Origin of the sequence: Rhodococcus sp. USK10 (genome assembly GCF_019378875.1) — a bacterium.
GTDB classification, from domain to species: domain Bacteria; phylum Actinomycetota; class Actinomycetes; order Mycobacteriales; family Mycobacteriaceae; genus Rhodococcus_F; species Rhodococcus_F pseudokoreensis.
This window is the reverse complement of record NZ_CP076048.1, coordinates 1469179-1494169: the sequence shown is the minus strand read 5'-3', so window position 1 is coordinate 1494169 and position 24991 is coordinate 1469179. Positions and strand designations below refer to the sequence as shown.

The 24991-nt window shown below is 69.0% G+C and carries 23 protein-coding genes; 13 read left to right on the top strand and 10 right to left on the bottom strand.

Features of this window, described 5'->3' with window-relative positions:
- The first annotated feature begins 9 nt into the window (after positions 1 to 9).
- Positions 10 to 777 (top strand): IclR family transcriptional regulator, encoded by a 768-nt coding sequence (locus tag I1A62_RS13890; RefSeq protein WP_257890797.1) that lies wholly within the window; start codon positions 10 to 12, stop codon positions 775 to 777.
- Between the two features lie 13 nt (positions 778 to 790).
- Here I1A62_RS13890 and I1A62_RS13885 read toward each other — a convergent pair whose 3' ends face one another.
- From I1A62_RS13885 to I1A62_RS13875, 3 genes are read right to left on the bottom strand one after another with little or no spacing between them, the layout of a single operon-like run.
- Positions 791 to 2242: a neutral zinc metallopeptidase gene (locus tag I1A62_RS13885; protein ID WP_374710835.1), complete on the bottom strand. Its 1452-nt coding sequence runs from the start codon at positions 2240 to 2242 to the stop codon at positions 791 to 793.
- 16 nt (positions 2243 to 2258) lie between these two features.
- The gene (gene glgB, locus I1A62_RS13880) at positions 2259 to 4457 is read right to left on the bottom strand and encodes a 1,4-alpha-glucan branching protein GlgB (protein WP_219458920.1); all 2199 of its coding nucleotides are present in this window, start codon (positions 4455 to 4457) and stop codon (positions 2259 to 2261) included.
- Complete coding sequence (locus I1A62_RS13875) at positions 4457 to 6475, bottom strand: alpha-1,4-glucan--maltose-1-phosphate maltosyltransferase (protein WP_219458919.1); 2019 nt, start codon at positions 6473 to 6475, stop codon at positions 4457 to 4459. Before I1A62_RS13875 ends, glgB begins: the two co-directional genes overlap by 1 nt.
- Positions 6476 to 6635: 160 nt before the next feature.
- On the opposite strand from I1A62_RS13875, the gene glgP reads away from it, so the two are divergent.
- Positions 6636 to 9233, top strand: a complete 2598-nt coding sequence (glgP, locus tag I1A62_RS13870) for an alpha-glucan family phosphorylase (protein ID WP_124390060.1) — start codon at positions 6636 to 6638, stop codon at positions 9231 to 9233.
- Positions 9234 to 9273: 40 nt separating this feature from the next.
- Here glgP and I1A62_RS13865 read toward each other — a convergent pair whose 3' ends face one another.
- Genes I1A62_RS13865 through I1A62_RS13845 form a run of 5 tightly spaced genes read right to left on the bottom strand, consistent with a single transcriptional unit; the run spans position 9274 to position 15905 of the window.
- The gene (locus I1A62_RS13865; RefSeq protein WP_257890796.1) at positions 9274 to 10866 is read right to left on the bottom strand and encodes an ABC transporter permease; all 1593 of its coding nucleotides are present in this window, start codon (positions 10864 to 10866) and stop codon (positions 9274 to 9276) included.
- Complete coding sequence (locus tag I1A62_RS13860) at positions 10863 to 11783, bottom strand: ABC transporter ATP-binding protein (protein WP_124390061.1); 921 nt, start codon at positions 11781 to 11783, stop codon at positions 10863 to 10865. The genes I1A62_RS13865 and I1A62_RS13860 overlap by 4 nt, the downstream gene beginning before the upstream one ends.
- A gap of 55 nt (positions 11784 to 11838) precedes the next feature.
- Positions 11839 to 13887 carry an ATP-dependent DNA helicase gene (locus I1A62_RS13855; protein WP_219458918.1) on the bottom strand — a complete coding sequence of 683 codons (2049 nt, stop codon included), beginning with the start codon at positions 13885 to 13887 and terminating at the stop codon, positions 11839 to 11841.
- A 9-nt stretch (positions 13888 to 13896) separates the two neighbouring features.
- Positions 13897 to 14529, bottom strand: coding sequence for an isochorismatase family protein (locus I1A62_RS13850; RefSeq protein WP_124390063.1), 633 nt, complete (start codon positions 14527 to 14529; stop codon positions 13897 to 13899).
- Positions 14526 to 15905 carry a nicotinate phosphoribosyltransferase gene (locus I1A62_RS13845; protein ID WP_219458917.1) on the bottom strand — a complete coding sequence of 460 codons (1380 nt, stop codon included), beginning with the start codon at positions 15903 to 15905 and terminating at the stop codon, positions 14526 to 14528. Before I1A62_RS13845 ends, I1A62_RS13850 begins: the two co-directional genes overlap by 4 nt.
- Between I1A62_RS13845 and clpS the strand changes: the two genes are divergently transcribed.
- The 11 genes from clpS to I1A62_RS13790 all read left to right on the top strand — a co-directional run bounded on the left by clpS (position 15904) and on the right by I1A62_RS13790 (position 24078).
- The gene (clpS, locus tag I1A62_RS13840) at positions 15904 to 16242 is read left to right on the top strand and encodes an ATP-dependent Clp protease adapter ClpS (protein WP_072947001.1); all 339 of its coding nucleotides are present in this window, start codon (positions 15904 to 15906) and stop codon (positions 16240 to 16242) included. The genes I1A62_RS13845 and clpS overlap by 2 nt on opposite strands.
- 36 nt (positions 16243 to 16278) lie before the next feature.
- Positions 16279 to 16866, top strand: a complete 588-nt coding sequence (locus tag I1A62_RS13835) for a DUF2017 domain-containing protein (protein WP_124390065.1) — start codon at positions 16279 to 16281, stop codon at positions 16864 to 16866.
- Positions 16863 to 17933: a P1 family peptidase gene (locus I1A62_RS13830; protein ID WP_219458916.1), complete on the top strand. Its 1071-nt coding sequence runs from the start codon at positions 16863 to 16865 to the stop codon at positions 17931 to 17933. Before I1A62_RS13835 ends, I1A62_RS13830 begins: the two co-directional genes overlap by 4 nt.
- Positions 17934 to 18031: 98 nt before the next feature.
- Positions 18032 to 18451, top strand: coding sequence for a Mov34/MPN/PAD-1 family protein (locus I1A62_RS13825; protein ID WP_225928631.1), 420 nt, complete (start codon positions 18032 to 18034; stop codon positions 18449 to 18451).
- A 61-nt stretch (positions 18452 to 18512) separates the two neighbouring features.
- On the top strand, positions 18513 to 18785 hold the full coding sequence (locus I1A62_RS13820) for a MoaD family protein (RefSeq protein ID WP_124390068.1): 273 nt from the start codon (positions 18513 to 18515) through the stop codon (positions 18783 to 18785).
- Between the two features lie 8 nt (positions 18786 to 18793).
- Positions 18794 to 19756: a PLP-dependent cysteine synthase family protein gene (locus I1A62_RS13815; protein WP_124390069.1), complete on the top strand. Its 963-nt coding sequence runs from the start codon at positions 18794 to 18796 to the stop codon at positions 19754 to 19756.
- 19 nt (positions 19757 to 19775) lie between these two features.
- The gene (locus I1A62_RS13810) at positions 19776 to 20450 is read left to right on the top strand and encodes a rhomboid family intramembrane serine protease (protein ID WP_124390070.1); all 675 of its coding nucleotides are present in this window, start codon (positions 19776 to 19778) and stop codon (positions 20448 to 20450) included.
- A 342-nt stretch (positions 20451 to 20792) separates the two neighbouring features.
- Entirely contained in the window at positions 20793 to 21743 is a 951-nt protein-coding gene (locus I1A62_RS13805; protein WP_219458915.1) for a PLP-dependent cysteine synthase family protein, read from the top strand.
- 122 nt (positions 21744 to 21865) lie between these two features.
- Positions 21866 to 22624, top strand: coding sequence for a cyclic nucleotide-degrading phosphodiesterase (locus I1A62_RS13800; RefSeq protein WP_206010574.1), 759 nt, complete (start codon positions 21866 to 21868; stop codon positions 22622 to 22624).
- Between the two features lie 43 nt (positions 22625 to 22667).
- Positions 22668 to 23456 carry a ribonuclease PH gene (gene rph, locus I1A62_RS13795; protein ID WP_072947017.1) on the top strand — a complete coding sequence of 263 codons (789 nt, stop codon included), beginning with the start codon at positions 22668 to 22670 and terminating at the stop codon, positions 23454 to 23456.
- A gap of 4 nt (positions 23457 to 23460) precedes the next feature.
- A complete protein-coding gene (locus tag I1A62_RS13790; protein WP_124390073.1) occupies positions 23461 to 24078 on the top strand; it encodes a non-canonical purine NTP pyrophosphatase in 618 nt (205 codons plus the stop codon).
- A gap of 90 nt (positions 24079 to 24168) precedes the next feature.
- Here the strand turns inward: I1A62_RS13790 and I1A62_RS13785 are convergent, their stop codons facing one another.
- Both I1A62_RS13785 and I1A62_RS13780 read right to left on the bottom strand, forming a co-directional pair.
- The gene (locus I1A62_RS13785) at positions 24169 to 24534 is read right to left on the bottom strand and encodes a DUF3817 domain-containing protein (RefSeq protein ID WP_124390074.1); all 366 of its coding nucleotides are present in this window, start codon (positions 24532 to 24534) and stop codon (positions 24169 to 24171) included.
- On the bottom strand, positions 24531 to 24932 hold the full coding sequence (locus I1A62_RS13780; RefSeq protein ID WP_124390075.1) for a transcriptional regulator: 402 nt from the start codon (positions 24930 to 24932) through the stop codon (positions 24531 to 24533). Before I1A62_RS13780 ends, I1A62_RS13785 begins: the two co-directional genes overlap by 4 nt.
- Between the last annotated feature and the right edge of the window lie 59 nt (positions 24933 to 24991).

The window sequence follows — 24991 nt, the reverse complement described above, 5'->3', positions numbered from 1 at the left end:
AGTGGGGGTGTGACCGAACCGACGAACGACATTCCCCCCGGCACCCAGACGCTGGCCCGGGGGCTCGCCGTCATCAGTGCCGTCTCCGACGGCGCGCAGGATCTCCGCGCGGTCGTCGATCACACCGGGCTGGGGCGCAGCACCGCACACCGGCTCGTGCAGTTGCTGGTCCACGAGGGGTATCTGCGCAGCGGCAGCCGCGGCTACACGCTCGGCCCGACGCTGATCGAACTGGGTTTCAAGGCACTCCACGGCAACCCGCTGCCTGTGGTCGCGCGCCCGATCCTTGAGGAGTTGTCGGCGCACGTGCACGACACCGTGCACCTGGCAGTCGAAGACGGCGGCTCGGTGCTGTACCTGGACAAGCTGCCCGGATCGCGCGGCGCCGAGATGCGCTCGCGCATCGGTCACCGCATGCCGCTGACCCGCGCAGGGGTCGGGAAGGCCCTACTGCTCGACTCGGCCGAGCGCTGGGATGTGCTGTACGAGAGCGACGCCGCGCAGGCTCCGCGACCCCCGGCCCGCGGACACGCCGACTTCCGTAAGCGGATGGAGGACTACGCCCGGATCGGGGCGGCCATGGACCTCGAGGACAACGAACCCGGAATCCGCTGCGTCGCGGCCCCGGTGCGGGACGCGTCGTGCGGGATCGTCGGCGCGATCAGCGTGTCGGCCACGAGCCCGTACATGCCCGACGAGCGGATGCGGGGCCTCGTGCCGGTCGTGTGCCGGGCCGCCGGACGGATCTCCGCGGCGCTGGGCTACCGGGAGATCTGAGCCAGGTGACCGGTCAGCGGTACCGGCCCTCGCAGGCCTGCTCGCCGCCGAGCACGCCGGTGCGGAAGGCGTCGACCCGGGAGAATCCGCTCGGCACGGTCTCCCCGTTCACGTCACTGGCGGCGAGTCCGTCGGTGAGCAGCCCCGACACAGCCTCGTCGAGGTCGCCGGGGGACAACCACACGCTGCCTTCCGCCAGCGTGGCCGGACTGGCCGGGCTGAGCGCGCCGGTGATGACCCCGGACAGGCAGGCGGCCCGCAGCGCGGTCTGCGGTGAGTGCAGATCGTCGCCCCGGTCCCGCTGCAGCGCCAGAGTGTACCGCGAGGCGAGCAGGACGTACGCGTTGTAGTCGCCGGTGAGCTTGGTCTGGAACAGTTCACGGCGGCCCGGGCGTCCCGGTGTGCCGCGTTCGGCGAGGGCGTCGACACTGACCCCGATCGTGTTGGTGGCCGGGCAGTACGACACCGGTTCCGTCACGTCGGCGTCCGCGCAGTCGAGGTCGGCGCCGTCGAGTTGCAGCGTGGGCGGATCGCTGAGATCGAAGATCTGCTGGAACGACGTGAAGAACGCCTCGACGGACTCGTCGGTGACGGGAAGTTCGCCGTCGTCGCTGTCGTCGGCGAACCGCTGCGGCAGATCCGCGCGGCGTGAGTCGATCTCCTTCTCGTCGATGCGCGTGCACGCTGCCGGGCCGTCCGTGAACCCGATCTGGGTGGCGGTGACACGTTCGAACGCCGAGCCGTGCACGTTGTCCGGATCGTTCGGGTCGGTGTCACCGATCGCCACCGCCGATGCCAGAACCTTGTTCAGCCCGTCCGACGTGTTCAGCGTGAAATGGGGTGCCTTGTCCTCCGCGATGTGCCGCATGAACGCCCCCGCGAAACAGTCGGCCTGCTGTTCCCGCACGATGCCGCCGCCCACGTTCTCGTCGGCGATTCCCGCCTTCGTCTGGACGGCGTGCCCGTACTCGTGCGCCAGCACGAAGACGGCGGCGACGATGCCGAACTTCTCCACGACCTCCGGCAGCAGCAGCGCCCGGTCCCAGCCGATGGTGTGGTCGGTGCTGCAGTAGCCGGCGTTGAGAAGTTCCTCGGTGCTGTCTCCGCAGAACCGGGGGCCGTCGGAATCCCGCGGATCCCAGGAGATCAGCTCCTCCACCGGCTCGAACTTGCGCTGGAACAGCGCCGGGAACTCGGTGCGCCAGTAACTCTCGATGTCGCTCACCGCGTTGGCGGCCATCGTGTCGATCTCCCCGCCGTCGGTGCCGGTGACGGGGAGATCGGCGTCGGGTGCGCCCTTGCGGGCACCGCTCGGACCCGACGTGGCATCGAGGCCCGCCACCTTGAACGGATCGTCGTAGATGGACGCGGCCGCACCGTCCACCGAACGCGCGCACCCCGACAGCACGACCGCAGTCGCGGCCAGAACACCCAAGCTCGCAGCCCACAGCCGACGTCGGATCAGCAAGGCCGTGCCTTCATCAACGCTCCAGACTCATCCAGATCGCGCCGTTCGCGGGCAGTGCCACCTCTGCCGAGGCGGGACGGCCGTGCCACGGCTGCGAAGTTGCCGTCACCGCACCGAGATTTCCCCAACCCGATCCTGCGTAGACCTCGGCGTCGGTGTTGAGAATTTCACGCCATTCGCCCCGTTCTGGCAAGCCGACACGATAATTCGCGTGCGCGGAACCCGCGAAATTGAACAGGCACGCCAGAATCGACCCGTCGGTGCCGTACCGCAGGAAGCTCAGGACGTTGTTCGCGGTGTCGTTGGCGTCGATCCAGGAGAACCCGCCCGGTGACGTGTCAAGCGTCCACAGGGCCGGGTGCTCGCGGTACGTGGCGTTGAGGTCGTGGACGAGCCGGAGCAGACCGCGGTGGAAGCCGCCGGTGTACGGGTCGTCGAGCTGATACCAGTCGAGTCCGCGTTCCTCGGACCACTCCGCGGTCTGCCCGAACTCCTGACCCATGAACAGCAGTTGCTTGCCGGGGTGCGACCACATGTACGCCAGCAGGGCCCGCACGCCGGCGGCCTTCGACCAGTCGTTGCCGGGCATCCGCGTCCACAGCGTGCCCTTGCCGTGCACCACCTCGTCGTGGCTGATGGGGAGCAGATAGTTCTCGCTCCACGCGTACATCAGGGAGAACGTGATCTCGTGATGGTGATAGCTGCGGTGGACGGGGTCGTGCGCCAGGAACCCGAGGGTGTCGTGCATCCACCCCATGTTCCATTTCATGTTGAACCCGAGACCGCCGACGTTGGTCGCACGGGTGACACCCGGCCACGCCGTCGACTCCTCGGCGATGGTGACGACCCCGCGGTGCTGCTTGTGGACCGTGGCATTGGTCTCCTGCAGAAACGCGACCGCCTCCAGGTTCTCCCGGCCGCCGTGGATGTTCGGTGTCCAGCCGCCCTCCGGCCGCGAATAGTCGAGGTACAGCATCGACGCGACCGCGTCGACACGCAGACCGTCCACGTGGAACTCGTCGAGCCAGTACAGCGCGTTGGCGACGAGGAAGTTCCGGACCTCGCGTCGCCCGAAATCGAACACGTACGTTCCCCAGTCGAGTTGCTCGCCGCGCTGGGGATCGCTGTGTTCGTAGAGCGGTGTGCCGTCGAACCGGGCCAGCGCCCACTCGTCCTTGGGGAAGTGGGCGGGCACCCAGTCGACGATGACGCCGATGCCGGCGGCGTGCAGGTGGTCGACGAACCACCGGAAGTCGTCGGGTGAGCCGAACCGTGACGTGGGCGCGTAGTACGAGGTCACCTGGTATCCCCAGGACCCGCCGAACGGGTGCTCGGCGACCGGCAGCAGTTCGACGTGCGTGAACCCCGTCTCCGTGACGTGGGCGGCGAGTTGCTCGGCCATCTCGCGGTAGTTCAGCCCGGGCCGCCACGAACCGAGGTGAACTTCGTACACGCTCATCGGGGACTGCGCGGGTTCGGTGGCCGCCCGCTGGGCCAGCCAGTCGGCGTCGTTCCATTCGTACGTGCTCACCGACACCCGGGACGCGGTCGCGGGAGGGACCTCAGTCGCGAAGGCCATGGGGTCGGCCTTGTCGCGGACAGTGCCGTCGGGGCCGTGGACCCGGAACTTGTACAGGTCGCCGACCTCGATGCCGGGGACGAACAACTCCCAGACCCCGGTGGATCCGAGCACCCGCATCGGGAAGTTCCGGCCGCTCCACCCGTCGAAGTCGCCGATCACGCTCACCCCGCGGGCATTGGGAGCCCACACGGCGAACGAGGTGCCGGTGACGGTGCCGTCGGGGGTGTCGTAGCGGCGGCGGTGCGCGCCGAGGATCTCCCACAGGCGTTCGTGCCTGCCCTCGCCGAACAGGTGCAGGTCGAGCTCGCCGAGCGTGGGCAGGAACCGGTAGCCGTCGGCGGAGACGTCGTTGTGACCACCCGGCCACGTCGTGGACAGCCGGTAGTCCATCAGATCCCGGTACGGCACCAGCGCCCCCCACACGCCGTGCGCGAGGTGCTCCAGCGAGAAACTCGTTCCGCCGATGACGGCGTCGACGGCCTCCGCGTAGGGGCGCAGCGCGCGGATCACCGTCCCCTCGGGGTGCGGGTGCGCACCCAGGATCGAGTGCGGGTTGTGGTGCTCACCCCGGGCCAGCAGGTCGAGGTCGGCGGCGTCGGGTGCGATGGCGACAGGCGGTTCGACGGTCACTATGTACCTCCGCGGTAGGCCAGCTTCGTTCTGGCCGGATAGGGAATCGACGGTAATGCCAGGATATGGGCCACGGCCCGCCACGGTTCGAGGCGCACGAAGTTGGTCTGCCCCCAGTGATACTGCTCCCCGGTGACCTCGTCGAGCACGGTCAGGTGGTCGTGCCAGTCGCGGCCCAGCGCCGGCATGTCCAGCCACACGTTGCCCTGCTCGGCGCCATACGGGTTGAGATTGATCACCGTCAGCACGGCATCGCCGGTGGCGGCGTCGAACTTGGAATATGCGATCAGGGCGTCGTTGTCGACGTGGTGGAAATGGATGTTGCGCAACTGCTGCAGCGCCGGATGCTGCCTGCGGATCCGGTTGAGCGCGGTGATCCACGGTTCCAGGGACTCGCCGCGGGCGGCCGCTCCCTCGAAGTCGCGGGGGCGCAACTCGTACTTCTCCGAGTCGAGGTACTCCTCACTGCCCGGACGCATCGGAACATGTTCGTACAGTTCGTATCCCGAGTACATGCCCCACGTGGGCGACAGGGTCGCCGCCAGTGCGGCACGCAGTGCGAACATTCCCGGACCACCGGTCTGCAGGCTCTCGTGCAGGATGTCCGGGGTGTTGACGAAGAGGTTGGGGCGCGCCTCGTCGGCCTTGGCGGCGATCTCCTTGCCGAACTCCGTCAGCTCCCACTTGGCGGTCCGCCACGTGAAATACGTGTAAGACTGCGTGAACCCGCGGCGGGCCAGACCGTACAGTCGCGCCGGCCGGGTGAACGCCTCGGACAGGAACAGGACGTCCGGATCCGACTTCTTCATCTCGGCGATCAGCCACTCCCAGAAGTCCGCCGGTTTGGTGTGCGGGTTGTCGACCCGGAAGATCTTGACGCCCGCCGCGACCCAGTGCCGCACGACCCGCAGGACCTCCGCGTAGATGCCGTCGCGGTCGTCGTCGAAGTTGACCGGGTAGATGTCCTGATACTTCTTCGGCGGGTTCTCGGCGTAGGCGATGGTGCCGTCGGGGAGGACGGTGAACCATTCCGGGTGCTTCTTCGCCCACGGATGGTCCGGTGCGGCCTGCAGGGCCAGGTCGATCGCCACCTCCAAGTTCAGCTTCCGGGCGGCAGCGATGAACGCCTTGAAATCGCGCATCGTCCCGAGTTCGGGATGGATCGCGTCGTGGCCGCCCTCGTCCGAGCCGATCGCCCACGGCGAACCGACGTCTTCGGGGCCCGGGGTCAGCGTGTTGTTGGGGCCCTTCCGGTTGACCTTTCCGACCGGGTGGATCGGCGGCAGGTACACCACGTCGAAACCCATCGACGCGATGCGGGGAAGGGCCGCAGCGGACGTCGCGAACGTCCCGTGCCGGGGCCTGCCGTTCTCGTCCCGGCCCCCGGTGGATCGGGGGAAGAACTCGTACCACGACCCGAACAGGGCACGCGTGCGATCGACGAGCACGGTGTGCGCCTCGCTCTTCGTCACCAGTTCGCGCAGCGGGTGCGCGCGGAGCAGTTCTGTCACGTCCGATCCGAACGCCGGAGCCACCCGCTCGGAGAGGTGACGGTCGGAACGCAGCGACGCCGCGACCCCGGTCAGCCGTGAACGGTCCGCGCGGGGGACGCCCTTCGCGGCACGCTCGAACAACCGCGCACCGATCTCGAGGTCGTTGGCCAGTTCGGCCGGACCCTGCCCCACCGCCAGCTTCGCCTCGACCGCGTGCTTCCACGTGGTGATCGGGTCGCTCCAGGCCTCGATGCGGAAGGTCCAGAGACCCTCGCCGGTCGGGGTGAAGGAGCCGTCGACGGTGTCGGGCACCGGACCGCTGGTCATGGGAATCCGGAACGTCGCCGAGCCCCCCGGAGAGGCAGTGCGCGGCCCCCGCACCGCGAGCGTGGCGGCCACGGCGTCGTGGCCTTCGCGCCACACGGTTGCCCGGACGGGAAACACCTCACCCACAACGGCCTTGGCGGGAAAGCGGCCGCACCCGACGTTCGGTTCCACGTCGTCGATTCCGAGTCGACCTGTCACACTGGGCTCCGTTCCATAGCCGGAAGTTGCCGGCGGCTCGTGGGCTGGGCCGCCCGTTCAACCGTAATGGAGTCGACCGGTTCCTGTCCGTATTGGAGATCTGACGCCCACCCGGCCCGACACGGCGCAACGACGCCCGCAGTGCGTTATCGTTCGCGAGGTGAAAGCTTTGCGTCGGTTCACTGTCCGAGCCCACCTTCCGGAGCGGCTCGCTGCCCTCGGTCCGCTGTCCACCAATCTTCGCTGGTCGTGGCATCCGGCCACGCAGGAACTGTTCGGATTGCTGGACGAGGACCTGTGGCGGCAGGTGCAGTTCGACCCGGTCCGGATGCTCGGTGAGGTCGACCCCGCCCGCCTGGACGAACTGGCCGAGGACGTCGCGTTCCTGGCCCGGCTCGACGCCGCGGCCGCCGACCTCGACGACTACCTGTCCCGGCCCCGCTGGTATCAGAACCAGCAGGCCAAGGGCGTGTCGCTGGACGGCGGGATCGCGTATTTCTCAATGGAGTTCGGGGTCAGCGAAGTGCTGCCCAACTACTCCGGCGGCCTCGGGATTCTCGCAGGCGACCACCTGAAGGCGGCATCCGATCTGGGACTGCCGCTGATCGGTGTCGGGCTGTTGTACCGCTCGGGATACTTCCGGCAGTCGCTGACCGCGGACGGCTGGCAGGCCGAGCACTACCCACCGCACGACCCGCAGGGCCTGCCGCTGCGTCTGCTCACCGAGTCCGGGCCGCAGTCGTCCGACGGGGCGCCGGTCCTCGTGCACGTCGCGGTCCCCGGCGGCCGGGTGCTGCGCGCCCGCGTGTGGATCGCCCAGGTGGGGCGCGTCCCGCTGCTGCTGCTCGACTCCGACATCGCGGAGAACGACGCCGAGATGCGGGGCGTCACCGACCGCCTGTACGGCGGCGACCAGGACCACCGCATCAAACAGGAGATCCTCGCCGGCATCGGCGGCGTCCGCGCGGTGCGCGCCTACACCCACGCCTACGGCCTGCCCGATCCCGCCGTCTTCCACATGAACGAGGGGCATGCGGGTTTCCTCGGCATCGAGCGGATTCGCGAACTGGTCACCACCGGCGGGCTCGACTTCGACGAGGCGCTGGCCACGGTCCGCGCCGGCACCGTCTTCACGACCCACACCCCCGTTCCCGCGGGAATCGACCGGTTCCCCGCCGACCTCGTGCGGCACTACTTCGGCGGCGACAACGGCGCGAACGAATCGTCCCTGCTACCGGGGCTGACGATCGACCGGATCCTCGGACTCGGCCGCGAATCGGATCCGTCCGTGTTCAACATGGCCCACATGGGCCTGCGTCTCGGGCAGCGAGCGAACGGCGTGTCCAAGCTGCACGGCATCGTCAGCCGGGAGATGTTCCAGCCGCTGTGGCAGGGCTTCGACGCCGGAGAGGTGCCGATCGGCTCGGTCACCAACGGTGTCCACGCGCCCACCTGGGCCGCACCCGAATGGATCGATCTCGCCACCCGCATCCTCGGCCCCGAACTGGTCGAGGAGGCCCGCGGCTGGGAGCGGCTGCAGGATCTGTCCGCCGAGGAGCTGTGGGCGACCCGCAACGCGCTGCGCGGAAAACTTGTCGAGGAGGTGCGCCGGCGGGTCCGGGCGTCCTGGATCGAACGCGGCGCGACGTCCGCCGAACTCGGCTGGACGAACGAGGTGTTCGACCCGAACGTGCTCACCGTCGGCTTCGCCCGGCGCGTGCCCACCTACAAGCGCCTGACGCTGATGCTGCGCGACCCCGAACGGCTGCGGGCCCTGCTCCTCGACGAGGAGCGTCCGGTACAGCTCGTGGTCGCCGGGAAGAGCCACCCCGCCGACGACGGCGGGAAGGCGCTCATCCAGCAGGTCGTGCGGTTCGCCGACGCCGCCGACGTCCGGCACCGCATCACGTTCCTCCCCGACTACGACATGTCGATGGCTCGGTACCTGTACTGGGGTTGCGACGTGTGGCTCAACAACCCGCTGCGCCCGCTCGAGGCCTGCGGAACGTCGGGGATGAAGTCGGCCCTCAACGGCGGACTGAACCTGTCGATCCGCGACGGCTGGTGGGACGAGATGTTCGACGGCGAGAACGGCTGGGCCATCCCGACCGCGGACGGCGTCGTCGACGAGACCCGGCGCGACGACCTCGAGGCGAGCGCACTGTACGAATTGCTCGAGCGCGCCGTCCTGCCGAGGTTCTACGACCGCGCGGACGGACTGCCGGTGCGCTGGGTGGAGATGGTGCGTCACACGCTGCAGAACCTAGGGCCCAAGGTGCTGGCGTCACGGATGGTGCGCGACTACGCCGTCCAGTACTACGCGCCCGCCGCCGCGTCGGCCCGGACGGTGGCGGCGGAGAACTTCGCCGGCGCCCGCGAACTCGCCGCGTTCCGTCGACGCGTCGAGGCGGCGTGGCCTGCGGTGACGGTCCTGCAGGTCGACGGCGCGGGGCTGCCCGACACTCCCGAGATCGGAGCGAATCTGGTGCTCCGCGCCCGGATCCGCCTCGGTGAACTGTCCGTCGACGATGTCACCGTGCAGGCCGTGATCGGCAAGGCCGGACCGGACGAGGAGCTCACCGACCTCGTGACCGTTCCGATGACGCACGCGGCCTCGGACGAGTCGGGGGAGTTGTTCGTCGCCGATCTGGCCCTGCCGCTGTCCGGCTCGGTCGGGTACACGGTGCGGGTACTTCCGCACCACGAGTTGCTCGTCGATCCGTCGGAGCTGGGCCTGGTGACGGTGCCGAACCCCTGACCGGCTCCACCGAGCCGGCCCGGGTTCGTCCCGGCACGGTCTACGGGCCGACGTCGCGGCGCCGGAAGCCGGCGACGGCGGCGAGGAACAGGGCCGCCGCGAGGAGCAGCAGAACGACGAGGGGAGCTGCCGAGAAGCTTTCGGCAGGCAGCGCCGGTGTGTAGTGGAAGGGGGAGAGAATCCCGAACCAGTCTGGGAGGACCTCCCCGAACATTCCGGCGACGAGAACGTAGCCCACGAACGCCCACAGTGCGGGAAGCGCGCGTGGGATCAACCCGTAGACGGCCGCGCACGATCCGACGATCACGAGCACGGCCGGCACCGTGTTCAGGGCGGCGCCGATCAGCCGCCCGAGCGCGCCCGCGTCGGACAGCGTGAACGCCGCGGTGATCCCCATGCCGACCCCGGCCGCCACTGCGATCGTGACGGCGGCGACCGCGATCACGACAAGCTGGCCACCCAGCCACTGCGCCCGCGACACGGGGGTGGCCAGGGCTTCCTCGGCGCGACCGGACGATTCCTCCGAGCGGATCGACACGACGGCACCGACGGCGTACATCGCGGCCATCACCACCAGGAACACCAGATACAGGGCGAACGCGCCGTCGGCGGCCGCCGCAGCGCCACCCGGCAGCAGCTGTGCGAGATCGGGATCCTGCTCGATGAAATCGCTGATCTGCCTGCCGAGGGAACCGATCGGCAGCGATAGCGCGAACACCCCGACACCCCAGGCGAGGATCTGGCCGCGCTGCTGACGCGCCGCGAGGGTGGTGACCCCGGTCAGGCGGGGGGACGCCTCGGCGCGCCCGCCCCGCGGCGGAAGGAGTCCCGCCCCGACGTCCCGGCGACCGATGGCGGCATACGCGCACACGACGGTCAGCGCCGCCGCGACGACGCCGATCAGCAGCGGCCACCAGCGTTCGTCGACGTATGCGCGGGTGGCCTGCGACCAGCCGATCGGCGACACCCACGTGAGCAGGCTCCCACTGTGTCCCTGCTGCACATCGCCGACTGCCCGCAGCAGGTACGCGACGACGACCGCGCAGATTCCGGCACCGCTTGCCGCGCGGGCGTGTTCGGTGAGCTGTGACGCCAGCGCCGACAGCGACGTGAACACCAGACCCACGACCAGCACACCCGCCGACATGTTCAGCGAACCCGCCGGCGGCAGACCCACGGCGAGCAACCCGATCACCAGCAGCAGCGCGACGAACACATTGGCGAGGGCCGCCGACACCAGTCCCGCCGTGATCCCCGCGTACCGCCCGACGACGCCGGCGCGCACCAGCTCCGCGCGCCCGGTCTCCTCCTCCGTCCGCAGATGCCGCGTCACCAGCAGCACCGACATGATCGCCACGGCCACCATCGTCATGCCGGCGATCTCGTTGGCGACCATCGCACCCAGCGTGTAGTCGTCCAGGCCGTAGCCCGGCCCGGCGAGGGCGGTGGCGGCCGGGGACGAGATGAGTTCGGCACGGGCCTGCCGGGATTCGGCGGTCGGGTAGATGGTGGAGTAACTCGACGCGAGCAGGACGGTGAGACCCGCCACCGCGACCGTCCACACCGGAATCCGCACCCGGTCGGTGCGCACCGCCAGTTCGGCGAGCACACCCGTCCCGCTCAGCTGACTCACTGCGACCGTCCGATCCCGAGCGCCTCGACCTCGTCGCGGTACTCGCGCAGGAACAGGTCCTCCAGCGTCGGCGGGTTGGCGGTGATCGACACGATGCCCAGCCCCGTCAACGTGGTCATGACCGGGTCGATCTGATCGGAATCGACGTCGAACGTCACCGTGTTCGCGTCCGCACCCTTCTGCAGGTTGTGTACACCGGGGACGTTCCCGATCGGATTGGGCTTGATCCGGGTGGTCGCCGTCACCGTCGTCCGGGTGAGATGTCGCAGCTCGGACAGCGTTCCCGCCTGCACCGTCCGGCCCGCCCGGATGATGGTCACGGCATGGCACAGCGCATCCACCTCGGCGAGGATGTGACTGGACAGCAGCACGGTGCGTCCGCCGCGCGCGAATTCGGTGATGCACTCCTGAAACACCGCCTCCATCAACGGGTCGAGGCCCGATGTCGGCTCGTCGAGGATGAGGAGTTCGGTGTCGGCGGCGAGTGCAGCCACGAGGGCGACCTTCTGCCGGTTGCCTTTCGAATAGGTGCGGCCCTTCCGGGTGGGGTCGAGTTCGAACCGTTCGATCAGCGACGCGCGACGGACCGGATCGAGTCCGCCCCGCAGTCGCCCGAGAAGGTCGATCGCCTCACCGCCGGACAGATTGGGCCACAGGTTCACTTCCCCTGGCACATAGGCGAGCCGTCGATGCACGGGTACGGAATCACGCCACGGATCGGCACCGAGAACGGACGCCGAACCCCCGTCGGCGCGCAGCAGACCGAGAAGCACCCGGATAGTCGTGGACTTGCCCGCGCCGTTGGGTCCGAGGAATCCGTGCACCTCACCCGACTTCACCTCCAGATCGAGGCCGTCGAGGGCGAGGACTTCACCGAACTTCTTGGTGAGTCCGCGGACTGAGATCGCAAGGTCCATCGGTCGAGCATAGGTGCGCGCCCATCCGCTGTCCGACTCAGTGCATGACAGCGTTTCAGGGCCGTGAGTCGCGGATCCGTCCCAGCGCCTTGCGCACGACTTCCGGATCCGACGTCTCCCAGAACGGCGGCAGCGATGCCCGCAGATACCCGGCGTAGCGGGCGGTGGCGAGCCGCGGATCGAGGACCGCCACCACACCCTTGTCGTCGACGCTGCGCAGCAGACGACCCACACCCTGCGCGAGCAGCAGCGCCGCGTGATTGGCTGCGACGGAAAGGAACCCATTGCCCCCGCGCGACTCGACCGCCTTCTGCCGGGCGACCAGCAGTGGGTCGTCGGGGCGGGGGAACGGGATGCGGTCGAGGATCACGAGGCTCAGGGACGGGCCCGGCACGTCCACGCCCTGCCACAGCGACAACGTGCCGAACAGCGACGTCGGCTCGTCGCCGGCGAACGCCCGGACGAGGGCGCCCGTCGAGTCGTCGCCCTGGCACAGGATCGGGGTGTCGAGCCGGTCGCGCATGGCCTCGGACGCGGCCTTCGCGGCCCGCATCGACGAGAACAATCCCAGCGTCCTTCCGCCCGCCGCCTCGACGAGTTCGGCGATCTCGTCGAGATACGCGGGGGAGAGGCCGTCCCGCCCCGGCGGCGGCAGTTGCTTCGCGATGTAGATGATGCCGGCGCGGGCGTGGTCGAACGGCGACCCGACGTCGAGGGCGTTCCATTTGAACGTGCCAGCGTCGGACGGCGCCTCGGATCCGGTGGCCATCGCCGGATCGATGACGACGGACGACTCCGCGGGAAGTCCCCAATTGACGGCGAGGCCGTCGAATGACCCGCCGACGGTCAGCGTCGCGGACGTGAGGACCACGGTCGATTCCGCGAACAGCCGGGACCGCAGCAGCCCGCCGACCGACAGCGGCGCCATCCGCACCACCCGGCGGATCGAACCTCGGTTGTCGTCGGCGGCCAGCCACACCACGTCGTGACGCTTGGCCGGGTCCGGCTCGTCGAACGCGCTGAGAACGCGGACGGCGCTGTCGTGAACCTCCTCGACCGACGCGAGCGCGGTGTTGCGGGCGGCGGCCGCCTCCGGGTCGCTCAACGCCATGCCCGGACGGGACGGGCCGATGGCCGTGCGCAACGCCCAGGCGGCGTCGCGGACGGCGGCGAGCGCGGGCGCCGCGCCGGGCGGCAACGCCTCCCACCGCTCCGGCCGCAACTCCTCGAGCAGCGCCGCCCAGCCCTCGCCCGCCGCCTCGAGACGATCGGCGTCCTGCTCCTCGACGAGCTTCGCGCAGCGCCGCGCCGCGGCACTGATCGTCGACGCCGCCAACTCCGCGGTGGCGACGTTGGTGACGCGGTCGACCAGTTCGTGCGCCTCGTCGATGACCACGACGTCGTGTTCGGGGAGGATCGCGATTCCGGTGATGGCGTCGATGGCGAGCAGGGCGTGGTTGGTGACGACGACGTCGACCTGCGACGCCTCCGCGCGGGCCCGCTCCGCGAAGCAGTCCTCGCCGACCGGGCAGCGGGACTTGCCGAGGCACTCGCGGGCCGTGACGCTGACCTGGCGCCAGGCCTTGTCGCTGACGCCGGGGGCCAGGTCGTCGCGGTCGCCGGTCTCGGTGTCCGAGGACCACTCGGTGAGACGCTGGACCTCACGGCCGAGCCGGGACACCGCGAACGGATCGAACAGCTCGTCGGCCGGCGGCTCCTCCGCGGTCCCGGTGTGGATCTTGTTCATGCACAGATAGTTGTTGCGGCCCTTGAGGATCGCGAAGTGCGGCCTGCGGCCGAGTGAACCCTGCAGCGCGTCCGCGAGCCGCGGCATGTCGCGGTCGATCAGCTGACGCTGCAGCGCGATGGTGGCCGTCGAGACGATGACCGTCTTGCCGCTCTGCACGGCGTGCCGGACGCTCGGCACGAGGTAGGCGAGCGACTTGCCGGTACCCGTACCGGCCTGGACGGCCAGATGCTCCCCGGTGTCGATCGAATGCGCGACGGCGGAAGCCATGGTCAGCTGGTTGGACCGCTCGGCACCGCCCAGCGACCGCACCGCCGTGCGCAACAGCTCGGGGACGTTGGGGAGGTTTTCAGGCACCCGAGCAGGTTACTCGGGACCTACGTCAGAAATCGTCACGCGGTCCGAGGGGACGTCCGCGTCGCGCCCCACGAGGCGCACCCCGGCGGCCCGCATCGCGGTGATCGCGGCCTCGACGGTCGCGGGCGCCACACCCGCGGTGAGGGGGAGCAGCACGCGCGTCGGGAAGCCCGCGGCCACGGCGTCGAGTGCCGTCGCGACCACGCAGTGATCGGTGGCGATCCCCACGATGTCGACCTCGGTGACCCCGGCCGCACGCAGCCATTTCTCCAGGGTCTGGCCGTCGGAGTTCGTGCCCTCGAAGCCCGAGTACGCCGCCGAGAACTCGCCCTTGGAGAACACCGACTCGATGCCGCTCCGATCGAGGTCCGGGTGGAACTCCGCGCCGTGGGTTCCCGATTTGCAGTGCACCGGCCAGGTGTCGACGTAGTCCGGTTCTTCGGAGAAGTGATGGCCCGGGTCGATGTGGTGGTCGATGGTGGCCGCGATCGCGTCGTAGACGGCTCCGGCCAGGAAGCGGCTGATCGCCGCCGCGACCGCGGAACCGCCCTCGACGGCGAGGGAGCCGCCCTCGCAGAAGTCGTTCTGGACGTCGACCACGAGCAGCGCCCGCCGGGCGGTGGTGTTCTCGATGTCGGTCATGGTGCCCTCCTGGATTCGGGTTCGGCGAAGCGCACGGGGATCGCGGGCTCGCCGTGGGAGAGCTTCAAACCCTCCCACGGGAGACTGACGAGGCCCGCCGCCAGGAGGGATCTGCTGTCCTCCAGAGTAGTCGCCTCGCAGGCGGTCTCACCGCCCCGCACCAGCGGGACCAGCAGTTCTATCACCTCGAGGCCTGCCGCGCCGGGTGCGTCGGAGTGGGCCGGGTACACGACCTCCTCCACCAGGGTTCCGGTGTCGCGGGCGAACCGCACCGCCTTCTTGACGCCGCCCCGCGACGCCTTGTTGCTGCTCCGCTTCTCGACGGGGATGCCGTCCACCTCGACGAGTTTGTAGACCATTCCCGCGGTCGGCGCACCCGACCCGACGACGACGGACGTGCCGACCCCGTAGACGTCGACCGGTTCGGCCCGCAACGCGGCGATGGCGTACTCGTCGAGGTCGCCGGACACCACGATCTTCGTCCCGGTCGCCCCGAGGCCGTCGAGTTGCCCGCGCACCTGCCGGGCGAGAACACCGAGATCACCGGAGTCGATCCGGACACCCCCGAGTCCGGGGCCCGCGACCTCGACCGCCGTCTCGACACCCGCGGTGATGTCGTACGTGTCGACGAGGAGTGTGGTTCCCACTCCGAGTGCCGCGACCTGCACGCGGAACGCCGCCGCCTCGTCCGGCCCGTCCGGGGTGGTGTGCAACAGGGTGAACGCGTGCGCACTGGTGCCCGCACCGGGCACGCCGTGCCTGCGGACCGCCTCCAGGTTCGACGTGGCCGTGAAACCCGCCAGGTACGCGGCACGCGAGGCCGCGACCGCCGATTCCTCGTGGGTGCGCCGCGACCCCATCTCGATCATCGGGCGGCCGTCGGCGGCGCTGACCATCCGCGCGGCGGCGGACGCGATCGCGCTGTCGTGGTTGAGGATCGACAGGATCAGCGTCTCGAGCAGCACGCACTCGGCGAACGTTCCGCGGACCGACAGGATGGGGGAGCCGGGAAAGTAGAAGTCGCCCTCGCGGTAGCCGTCGATGTCGCCGCTGAACCGATAGTCACGCAGCCAGGCGACGGTGGCGTCGTCGAGGAAGCGGGAGACGATCTCGAGTTCCGGATCACCGAAGCGGAAGTTCGACAGCGCCGCGACCAGGCGGGCGGTGCCGGCGACGACTCCGTAGCGGCGACCGTCCGGAAGGCGGCGGGCGAACACCTCGAAGCTGCAGCGACGGTGGGCGGAACCGTCGGCGAGGGCCGCCGACAGCATCGTCAACTCGTACTGGTCGGTGAACAAGGCGGTGCTGTCTCTGGACACCCGGCCACTGTAAGCCGCGGTGTCGCCGGGCGGTGGAGCGTCGTACCCTTGTGTCATGGCTCATTGCTCGACGACAGCTCCATTCGTGGATGCCATGCCGGCATCGCCGCAGGTCACCCCTGCAGAGTCGGAGGTCGTCGAGGTCGATGAAGCCAATGATCGTCCCTGGGTCACCGTCGTGTGGGACGATCCGGTGAATTTGATGCACTACGTCACCTACATTTTCCAGAAGCTCTTCGGGTACAGCAAAGCGAAGGCGACGGAACTGATGATGCAGGTGCATTCCGAGGGGAAGGCCGTAGTGTCGAGCGGCTCCCGCGACAAGGTCGAAAACGATGTACGCAAGCTGCACGCGGCGGGCCTGTGGGCCACGATGCAGCGTGACAGCAGCTAACTTTCCGTTCGGACAGTAAGGAACTCGGTACACGACGTGCGGATGTGGAGCAGGAAGAACTCGCTCGGGGGCATGAAGCTGCGCTCGGAGATGGACGAGCACGAGGCAACGGTGCTGCGATCGCTGGTCGCCTCCGTCCTCGGCCTCCTCGAGGAGCGGGCGGCGTCGGCGCCGGCCGACGAACTCGCCGCGCTCACCGGGATGCGGACAGGCAACACGACGGCACCCGACGAGGAGGTCCTCGCCCGGCTGCTGCCCGACTTCCACCGCCCCGACATGGACGCGCCGGACGACGACGAGATCCGCGCCGAGTCGAAGGCCGACGTCAACGGTGCGCTGCGCGGACTCCACGAACCGGAGATCATCGACGCCAAGCTGGCCGCGGGCTCGGTCATCCTGCACACCGTCCCGGAGAACGGCGGCAAGGTTCTGCTCACCCCGGAGCAGGCCGACGCCTGGCTCAGCGGTCTCAACGACGTCCGGCTGGCGCTGGGGACCAACCTCGGCATCGACGCCGACACGCCCGACGAACTCGATCCGAATGATCCCCGCGCACCGCATCTCGACATCTACCACTGGCTGACCTGGATGCAGGACTCGCTCGTTCAGGCACTGGCACCGTGACGGGCACGACGCCGGGCCGCACCGATTCGCTCGTCGATGTGGTCGGCCTGAGCGTCGGGCACCACCACCGACTCGATCCGGACGCCACACTCGGCAGCGGTGCCGCCACCGGATGCACCGTCGTCCTCGCGCCGCACGGCGCGACCGGTGCGGTCGACGTCCGAGGTGGCGGGCCGGGCACCCGCGAAACCGACCTCCTCGACCCCAGCCACAGCGTCCGGAAGGTGCACGCGATCGTCCTCACCGGCGGCAGCGCATACGGGCTCGCCGCCGCGGACGGCGTCATGCGATGGCTGGAGGAGCACGGTCACGGAATCGCCATGGGGGAGCCCGATCAGGTGGTCCCGATCGTCCCCGCCGCCGTCATCTTCGATCTGCCGGTCGGCGACTGGCGCACTCGTCCCACCGCCGAATTCGGTTACCGGGCAGCAGATTCCGCGTCGCACACGGTGCTCTCCGGTTCGGTGGGCGCCGGGGTCGGGGCGCGTGCGGGTGCGATCAAGGGCGGGGTCGGAACGGCGAGCGTCGTCATCACGGACGGTCCGGCGAAGGGCATTACCGTGTCCGCGCTGATGGTGGCCAATCCCGTCGGAACCGTGTTCGATCCGGCGACCGGACTGCCGTGGGGCGTCGCCACCGTGGGCGCAGCCGCGTTCGGGCTCCGACCCCCGGTCGCCGCCGAGGTGTCGGCGGCGCGCGAGCTGATGGCCAAGAGCACCGTGCTCAACACGACCATCGGGGTCGTCGCGACCGACGCCGCCCTCGGCAAGGCGGCGATGCGCCGCGTCGCCGTGGCCGGACACGACGGGCTCGCCCGCGCGATCCGGCCCGCGCATTCGCCGCTAGACGGCGACACGATCTTCGCGCTCGCCACCGGCATCCACCCGGTGCACCACACGGCCGGCGTGCCCGACGCGTTCCCGCCCGATCTGCCCGTCGTCGACGCCGTCTGCACGGCGGCCGCCGAAGTGGTCGAGAAGGCCATCGTCGACGCCGTCCTCAGCGCCACTCCGGTCGCGGGAATTCCCACGTACCGCGAGCTGTTCCCCTCGGCACTGCGTTCCTGACGCGGTCTGTTCGGTGGCCGAGTCGACGGTCCGCACCTAGGATGGCGCTCACGGAGGTGGATGACGTGCTGGTGATTCGATCGGACTTCGTCGAGGCGATGGTCGCACACGCGCGGGCCGACCACCCGGACGAAGCGTGCGGGGTCATCGCCGGGCCCGAGGGCTCCGACCGCCCCGAACGGCACATCCCGATGATCAACGCCGAACGTTCGCCGACGTTCTACCGATTCGACTCCGGTGAGCAGCTGAAGGTGTGGCGGGCGATGGACGACGCCGACGAGGTGCCCGTCGTGATCTACCACTCGCACACCGCCACCGAGGCGTATCCCAGCCGGACCGACATCTCCTTCGCATCCGAACCGGACGCCCACTACGTGCTCATCTCCACCCGCGACCCCGACGCCCACGAACTGCGCAGCTACCGCATCGTCGACGGCGTCGTCACCGAGGAACCCGTCGACGTGGTGCAGAGCTACAAGTTCGCCCACACCTCGGTGGCGGACGTCCCCGACAAGTGACGACGCCGTCCCTCGCGACGGTCCCGCGGCAGAGAGACACCCACATCCCGAGGAGCCGACCATGGCTGTCACAGTTTCGATCCCCACCATCCTCCGTTCCCACACCGGCGGCGAAAAGCGAGTGGAGGCAACAGGTCCCACACTTTCCGCCGTCATCGACGACCTCGACGACAAGTACGGCGGCATCAAGGACCGCCTGATCGACGGCGGCCGGCTGCACCGGTTCGTCAACGTGTACGTCAACGACGAGGACGTCCGATTCTCGGGTGGACTCGACACCGAGGTGGCCGACGGGGATTCCGTGACCATCCTGCCCGCCGTCGCCGGAGGCTGATCGCGGCCGTGGCGCGGTTCGATTCGCTCATCGACACCCTCGGCGACACACCCCTCGTCGGGCTGCCGCGCCTGTCGCCGAGCTGGACCGGCACCTCGCCGGTCCGCCTGTGGGCGAAACTCGAGGACCGCAACCCCACCGGTTCGGTGAAGGACCGGCCCGCCCTCCGCATGATCGAACAGGCCGAGAACGACGGCACCCTGACACCCGGCGCCACGATCCTGGAACCGACCAGCGGGAACACCGGCATCTCCCTGGCGATGGCCGCGAAACTCAAGGGCTACCACCTCATCTGTGTGATGCCCGAGAACACGTCCGTCGAACGCAGGCAACTGCTCACGATGTTCGGCGCCGAGATCATCGACTCACCGGCGCGTGGCGGCTCGAATCAGGCTGTGGCCCTGGCCAAGGAGCTGTCCGCGGAGCACCCCGACTGGGTGATGCTGTACCAGTACGGCAATCCCGCGAACGCGCTGGCGCACTACGAGACGACGGGGCCGGAGATCCTGCGGGACCTGCCCGAGATCACCCACTTCGTGGCCGGGCTCGGCACCACCGGAACCCTCATGGGCGTGGGACGCTACCTCCGCGAACACGTCGACGGCATCGAGATCGTCGCGGCGGAACCCCGCTACGGGGAACTCGTGTACGGCCTCCGCAACATCGACGAGGGCTTCGTCCCCGAACTGTACGACGAGTCCGTCCTCACCTCGCGGTTCTCCGTCGGCCCCGCCGACGCGGTCCGCCGCACCCGGCAACTGATCGACAACGAAGGCATCTTCGCGGGCATTTCCACCGGCGCGATCCTCCACGCCGCGCTGGGAGTCGCGCGCAAGGCGGTCAAGGCCGAACGCGCGGCGGACATCGCGTTCATCGTCGCCGACGGCGGATGGAAATATCTGTCGACCGGCGCCTACGGCGGTACGGTCGAGGAAGCGGAAGAAGCACTGGAAGGGCAGCTGTGGGCATGACGACAAGGGTGTGCGGATCATGACTTCGCCGTTCGACTCCTCGCGATTCGGCCCGCCGGCGCCGAGGGGTGGCGCGTCGCCGGCACCCGCGCGCAAGTCGAAGCCGCTGTGGCTGCAGTCCGCGATCCTCGTCGGCACGTTCACGATGCTGCTGTACGTCATCGAGATCGCCGACGTGGCGTCCGACGAGCGACTCGAAGACAACGGCGTCCAGCCGCGCACGATCGACGGGCTGTGGGGAATTCTGTTCGCCCCGGTCCTCCACGACGACTGGGCGCACCTGTTCGCGAACACCGTCCCACTGCTGGTCCTCGGGTTCCTCGTGCTGCTGTCGGGCATCGCCCGCGGACTCGCCGCCACCGGGATCGTCTGGGTGGTCGGCGGTCTGGGCACCTGGTTGACCGGCGGATCCTATTCCAACCACATCGGCGCCTCCGTCCTGATCTTCGGCTGGCTCGCCTACCTGCTGGTCCGGGGAGTCTTCGCACGCAACCTCGGCCAGATCCTCGTCGGCGTGGTGGTGTTCGTCGTGTACGGAAGTCTGCTGTGGGGTGTGCTGCCGAGCGCGCCCGGTGTGTCCTGGCAGGGGCATCTGTTCGGCGCCGTCGGCGGTGTCCTCGCCGCGTGGCTGCTCTCCGCCGACGCCAGGAAGCAGCGGGCCCGGAAAGCGGTAGGGCCGCAACCGTTCGGATAGTGGCCGGCCACGGCGAACACGTGGTCTACCGGCGTGTACGCCGCATCCGGCGGCCGGGCGAATGGCCTGCTGGTACGCTCCTCGCGAGATCCGGGCACACCAAAACTGCGTAGTTCAGGCCATCGACAGTGTCGTCGCGGAGGGCCGGTCGAGGGGTTCGAACTTGCGGATTCGCGCACACACGCCGTGTTGCCGAGATCCGGACGTCCCCATGGCAGGCCTCCGTCGCCGCACCCCACCGCACCCTCAGGAGTTGATCATGGCTGTCACAGATTCGACCCCCGACGTCGACAGCGAGTGTCCGTCCGCACGCCGTGTAGTCACGGAAGGCTGATCACTGACGTGGCAAGGTTCGATTCGTACATCGACACTCTCGGGAACACTCCACTCGTCGGCCTGCCCCGGCTGTCGCCACGCTGGAACGGCAGCAACCCGGTGCGGTTGTGGGCCAAGCTCGAGGATCACAATCCCACCGGTTCGATCAAGGATCGCCCGGCGCTGCGCATGATCGAGCAGGCCGAACGGGACGGCCGTCTGACCCCGGGGTCGACGATTCTCGAATCGACCAGCGGAAACACCGGCATCTCCCTGGCCATGGCCGCAAAACTGAAGGGCTATCAGCTGATCTGCGTGATGCCCGAGAACACGTCGATGGAACGCCGCCAGCTCCTGACGATGTTCGGCGCCCGGATCATCGACTCCCCGGCCGCCGGTGGTTCCAACGAGGCCGTCGCCGTCGCGATGCGACTGTCGAGCGAGAATCCGGACTGGGTGCTGCTCTACCAGTACGGCAACCCGGCCAACGCGATGGCGCATTACGAGACGACCGGGCCGGAGATCCTGCGGGACCTGCCCGAGATCACCCATTTCGTGGCGGGGCTCGGCACTACCGGAACCCTCATGGGAACGGGTCGGTTCCTCCGCGAACACGTCGACGGCGTCGAGATCGTGGCCGCGGAACCGCGCTTCGGCGAGATGGTCTGCGGTCTCCGCAACATCGAAGAAGGATTCGTACCGGAGTTGTACGACGAGTCGGTACTCACCCGTCGATTCCGGGTGCGTCACGCCGAGGCGATCCAGCGCACCCGCGAGTTGATCGACGTCGAGGGAATCTTCGCAGGCACGTCCACCGGCGCCAATCTCCATGCCGCACTCGATGTGGCGTGGTCCGCCGTCGAGTCGGGGCAGCGCGCCGACATCGCCTTCGTGGTCGCCGACGGCGGATGGAAATACCTCTCGACCGGGACCTACGACCCACAGGTCCAGGTCCTCGAAGAGGCCTGGGAACGGTAACGAGGCCGGATTCACGGTAGATCAGCATGGTCAGGTCACATTTCCCCATCGGTTGTGAGGTCGACGCGCCAATTCCGTCGGAAGCTTTTTCCGAAACGGGTCGTCGTGGCAGCATGGCGGGTATGCGCATTACCGTCCTGGGATGTTCAGGGAGCGTCTCCGGACCAGACTCACCTGCATCGGGTTATCTGTTGACCGCGCCGGACACACCGCCGCTCGTACTCGACTTCGGACCCGGTGTCCTCGGTGCGCTCCAACGGTTCGCCGATCCCGGCGAGGTGTCCGTCCTCCTCAGCCACCTGCACGCCGACCACTGCCTGGACCTCCCCGGACTGCTCGTCTGGCGTCGCTACCATCCGAATCCGCCGACGGGACGCGCCCTCGTCTACGGTCCGTCCGACACCGCCCGCCGGATCGGTGTCGCGTCCGCGGAGTGCGGCGGCGATATCGACGACATCTCCGACACGATCGATCTGCACCACTGGGCCGACGGTGAACAGGTCACGATCGGCGATCTCACTGTCACGGCGCGGCGAGTCAACCACCCGCCCGAGGCGTACGGATTCCGCCTGACCAACGGCGCCGGACGGACCCTCGTCTACACCGGCGACACCGGCATGTGCGAGGAAGTGATCGAACTCGCCCGCGACGCCGACGTGCTGCTCGCCGAGGCGTCGTGGACGCACAGCCCGGACCGGCCCGAAGGAATCCACCTCTCGGGCACCGAGGCCGGCCAGGTCGCACACCGCGCCGGTGTCGCCGAACTGCTGCTGACCCACATCCCGCCGTGGACGTCCCGCGAGGACGTCATCGCCGAGGCCAAGGCCGAATTCTCCGGTCCCGTGCACGCAGTGTCCGCGGGCGGCGTCTACACCGTCTGACGCCGTGTCCGCGCCCCACCCGGGGACGACTAGGCTCTCCGCTGTGACCACACGAGAAGACGGCAGGGCGGACGACGAACTCCGCGAGGTCAAGATCACCCGAGGCTTCACCACTCATCCCGCGGGATCGGTGCTGGTGGAATTCGGAAACACCCGGGTGATGTGCACTGCCAGCGTCGAGGACGGCGTTCCCCGCTGGCGTCAGGGCTCCGGGCTCGGCTGGCTGACCGCCGAATACGCCATGCTGCCCGCCGCCACCCACACCCGCAGCGGCCGAGAGTCCGTCAAGGGCAAGGTCGGGGGACGCACCCAGGAGATCAGCAGGCTCGTCGGACGCTCCCTCCGCGCCTGCATCGATCTGGCCGCCATCGGTGAGAACACCATCGCCCTCGACTGCGATGTCCTGCAGGCCGACGGCGGAACCCGCACCGCCGCCATCACCGGCGCCTACGTGGCACTCGTCGACGCGGTGACCTACCTCCGTGCCGCCGGCCGCCTCGCCGACCCGCAGCCCATCTCCTGCGGCATCGCCGCGGTGAGTGTGGGCGTCGTCGACGGCCGTGTGCGCCTCGACCTGCCGTACGAGGAGGACTCGCGCGCCGAGGTCGACATGAACGTGGTGGCCACCGACACCGGCACCCTCGTCGAGATCCAGGGCACCGGCGAAGGCGCGACCTTCCCGCGGAGCACGCTCGACAAACTGCTGGATTCCGCACTCGCAGGCTGCGAGCAGCTGTTCGAGATCCAGAAGGCGGCACTCGAACTGCCCTATCCCGGTGAGCTTCCCGAGCCGAAGGTCCCGGAGACGTCGAAGAAGAAGTTCGGGAGCTAGACCGGTGCCGGAAACCACACGGGTGCTGGTGGCGAGCCGCAACGCGAAGAAGCTCCGGGAACTGCATCGCGTGCTCGCGGCGGCCGGCGTCGACGGGATCGAACTGGTCGGCCTCGACGCCGTGCCCGAATACCCCGAGGCCCCCGAAACCGGTGCGACGTTCGAGGAGAACGCTCTCGCGAAAGCACGCGACGGCGCCGCCGCCACCGGATTGCCCTGCGTCGCAGACGATTCCGGAATCGAGGTGGACGCCCTGAACGGTATGCCCGGAATCCTGTCCGCCCGCTGGTCGGGCACGCACGGGAACGATCCCGCGAACACCGCACTGGTCCTGGCTCAGCTCGCCGACGTGCCCGAAGACCGCAGGGGAGCGGCGTTCGTCTCGGCGTGTGCGCTCGTGGTACCCGGCGGCGCGGAAACGGTGGTCCGAGGCGAATGGCGGGGCAGCGTCGCCGGTCAGCCGGTCGGCGACGGCGGATTCGGCTACGACCCGGTGTTCGTGCCCGAAGGGGACACCCGATCGGCCGCTCAGCTCTCACCCGAGGAGAAGGATGCCTCCTCGCATCGAGGGCGGGCGCTCGTTCAACTCGTCCCCGCCCTGGCGGCGCTCACCGGGCGCTGATACCGACAGACACCGCTCGACCGGCTGACCTACGTGATCGCGATGATCACCGGTCAGCCGGTCGTCATGTGACGGAGCCGAGCGGTTCGATCAGAGTTCGAAGTCGCGGCGGACCTGCTTGGTCCGCTGATGCTCCACGTAGAACGACAGGAACGGGATGGTGCCCGCGAGGAGCGTTCCGACCGTCCGGCCCGCGGGCCAGCGCACCTTGACCGCCAGGTCCAGGGTCACCAGCAGGTAGACGAAGTACACCCAGCCGTGAACCACCGCGATCCACGTCGGCAGGTCGTCGACCTTGAAGATGTACTTGGCCACGACCTCCGCGGTGAGGACCAGCAGCCACACACCGGTGGCGTAGGCGAGAACTCGGTAGCGCAGCAGCGCGGGAGCAACTTTCTTCTGCTTCGCGGTATCTGCGACCGAACCGGCAGTCGTCTCGTCTTGGCCCGTGCTCACGTGGTGCTCCTATCGGTCTCGCGAGCGGACAGCTCGGCGAGGTACTGGTTGTACTGCGAAATCTGCAGGCTTTCGAGGTCGTCCGGATCGTCGTCCTCGGCTGCAGCGGGGCGAGGGGGCAGGACGTCCGCAGGAATTTCCCGCAGTTCGGCGGGCGCGTCCGGGACATCGGTCGTGTCTGCCGGCTCGGCGTCCTCGAGCTGCACGAATCGCCGGTAGGCGTAGACCAGGAACGCTGCGAACAGTGGCCACTGGAACGCATACCCGAGATTCTGGCCCGTTCCGCCCACCGCCTCGAACCGTTGCCACTGCCACCAGCCGAGTGCGAGGCACCCGACAGCCCCGACGACCACCAACAGGATCAGCGCGGGGCGGCGTTGCTTACGGTTACCGGACACGTAACGACGGTACCTGAATCGCGGAATGCGCTGCTAGGAGAGGTTACCGCTATGGCGGC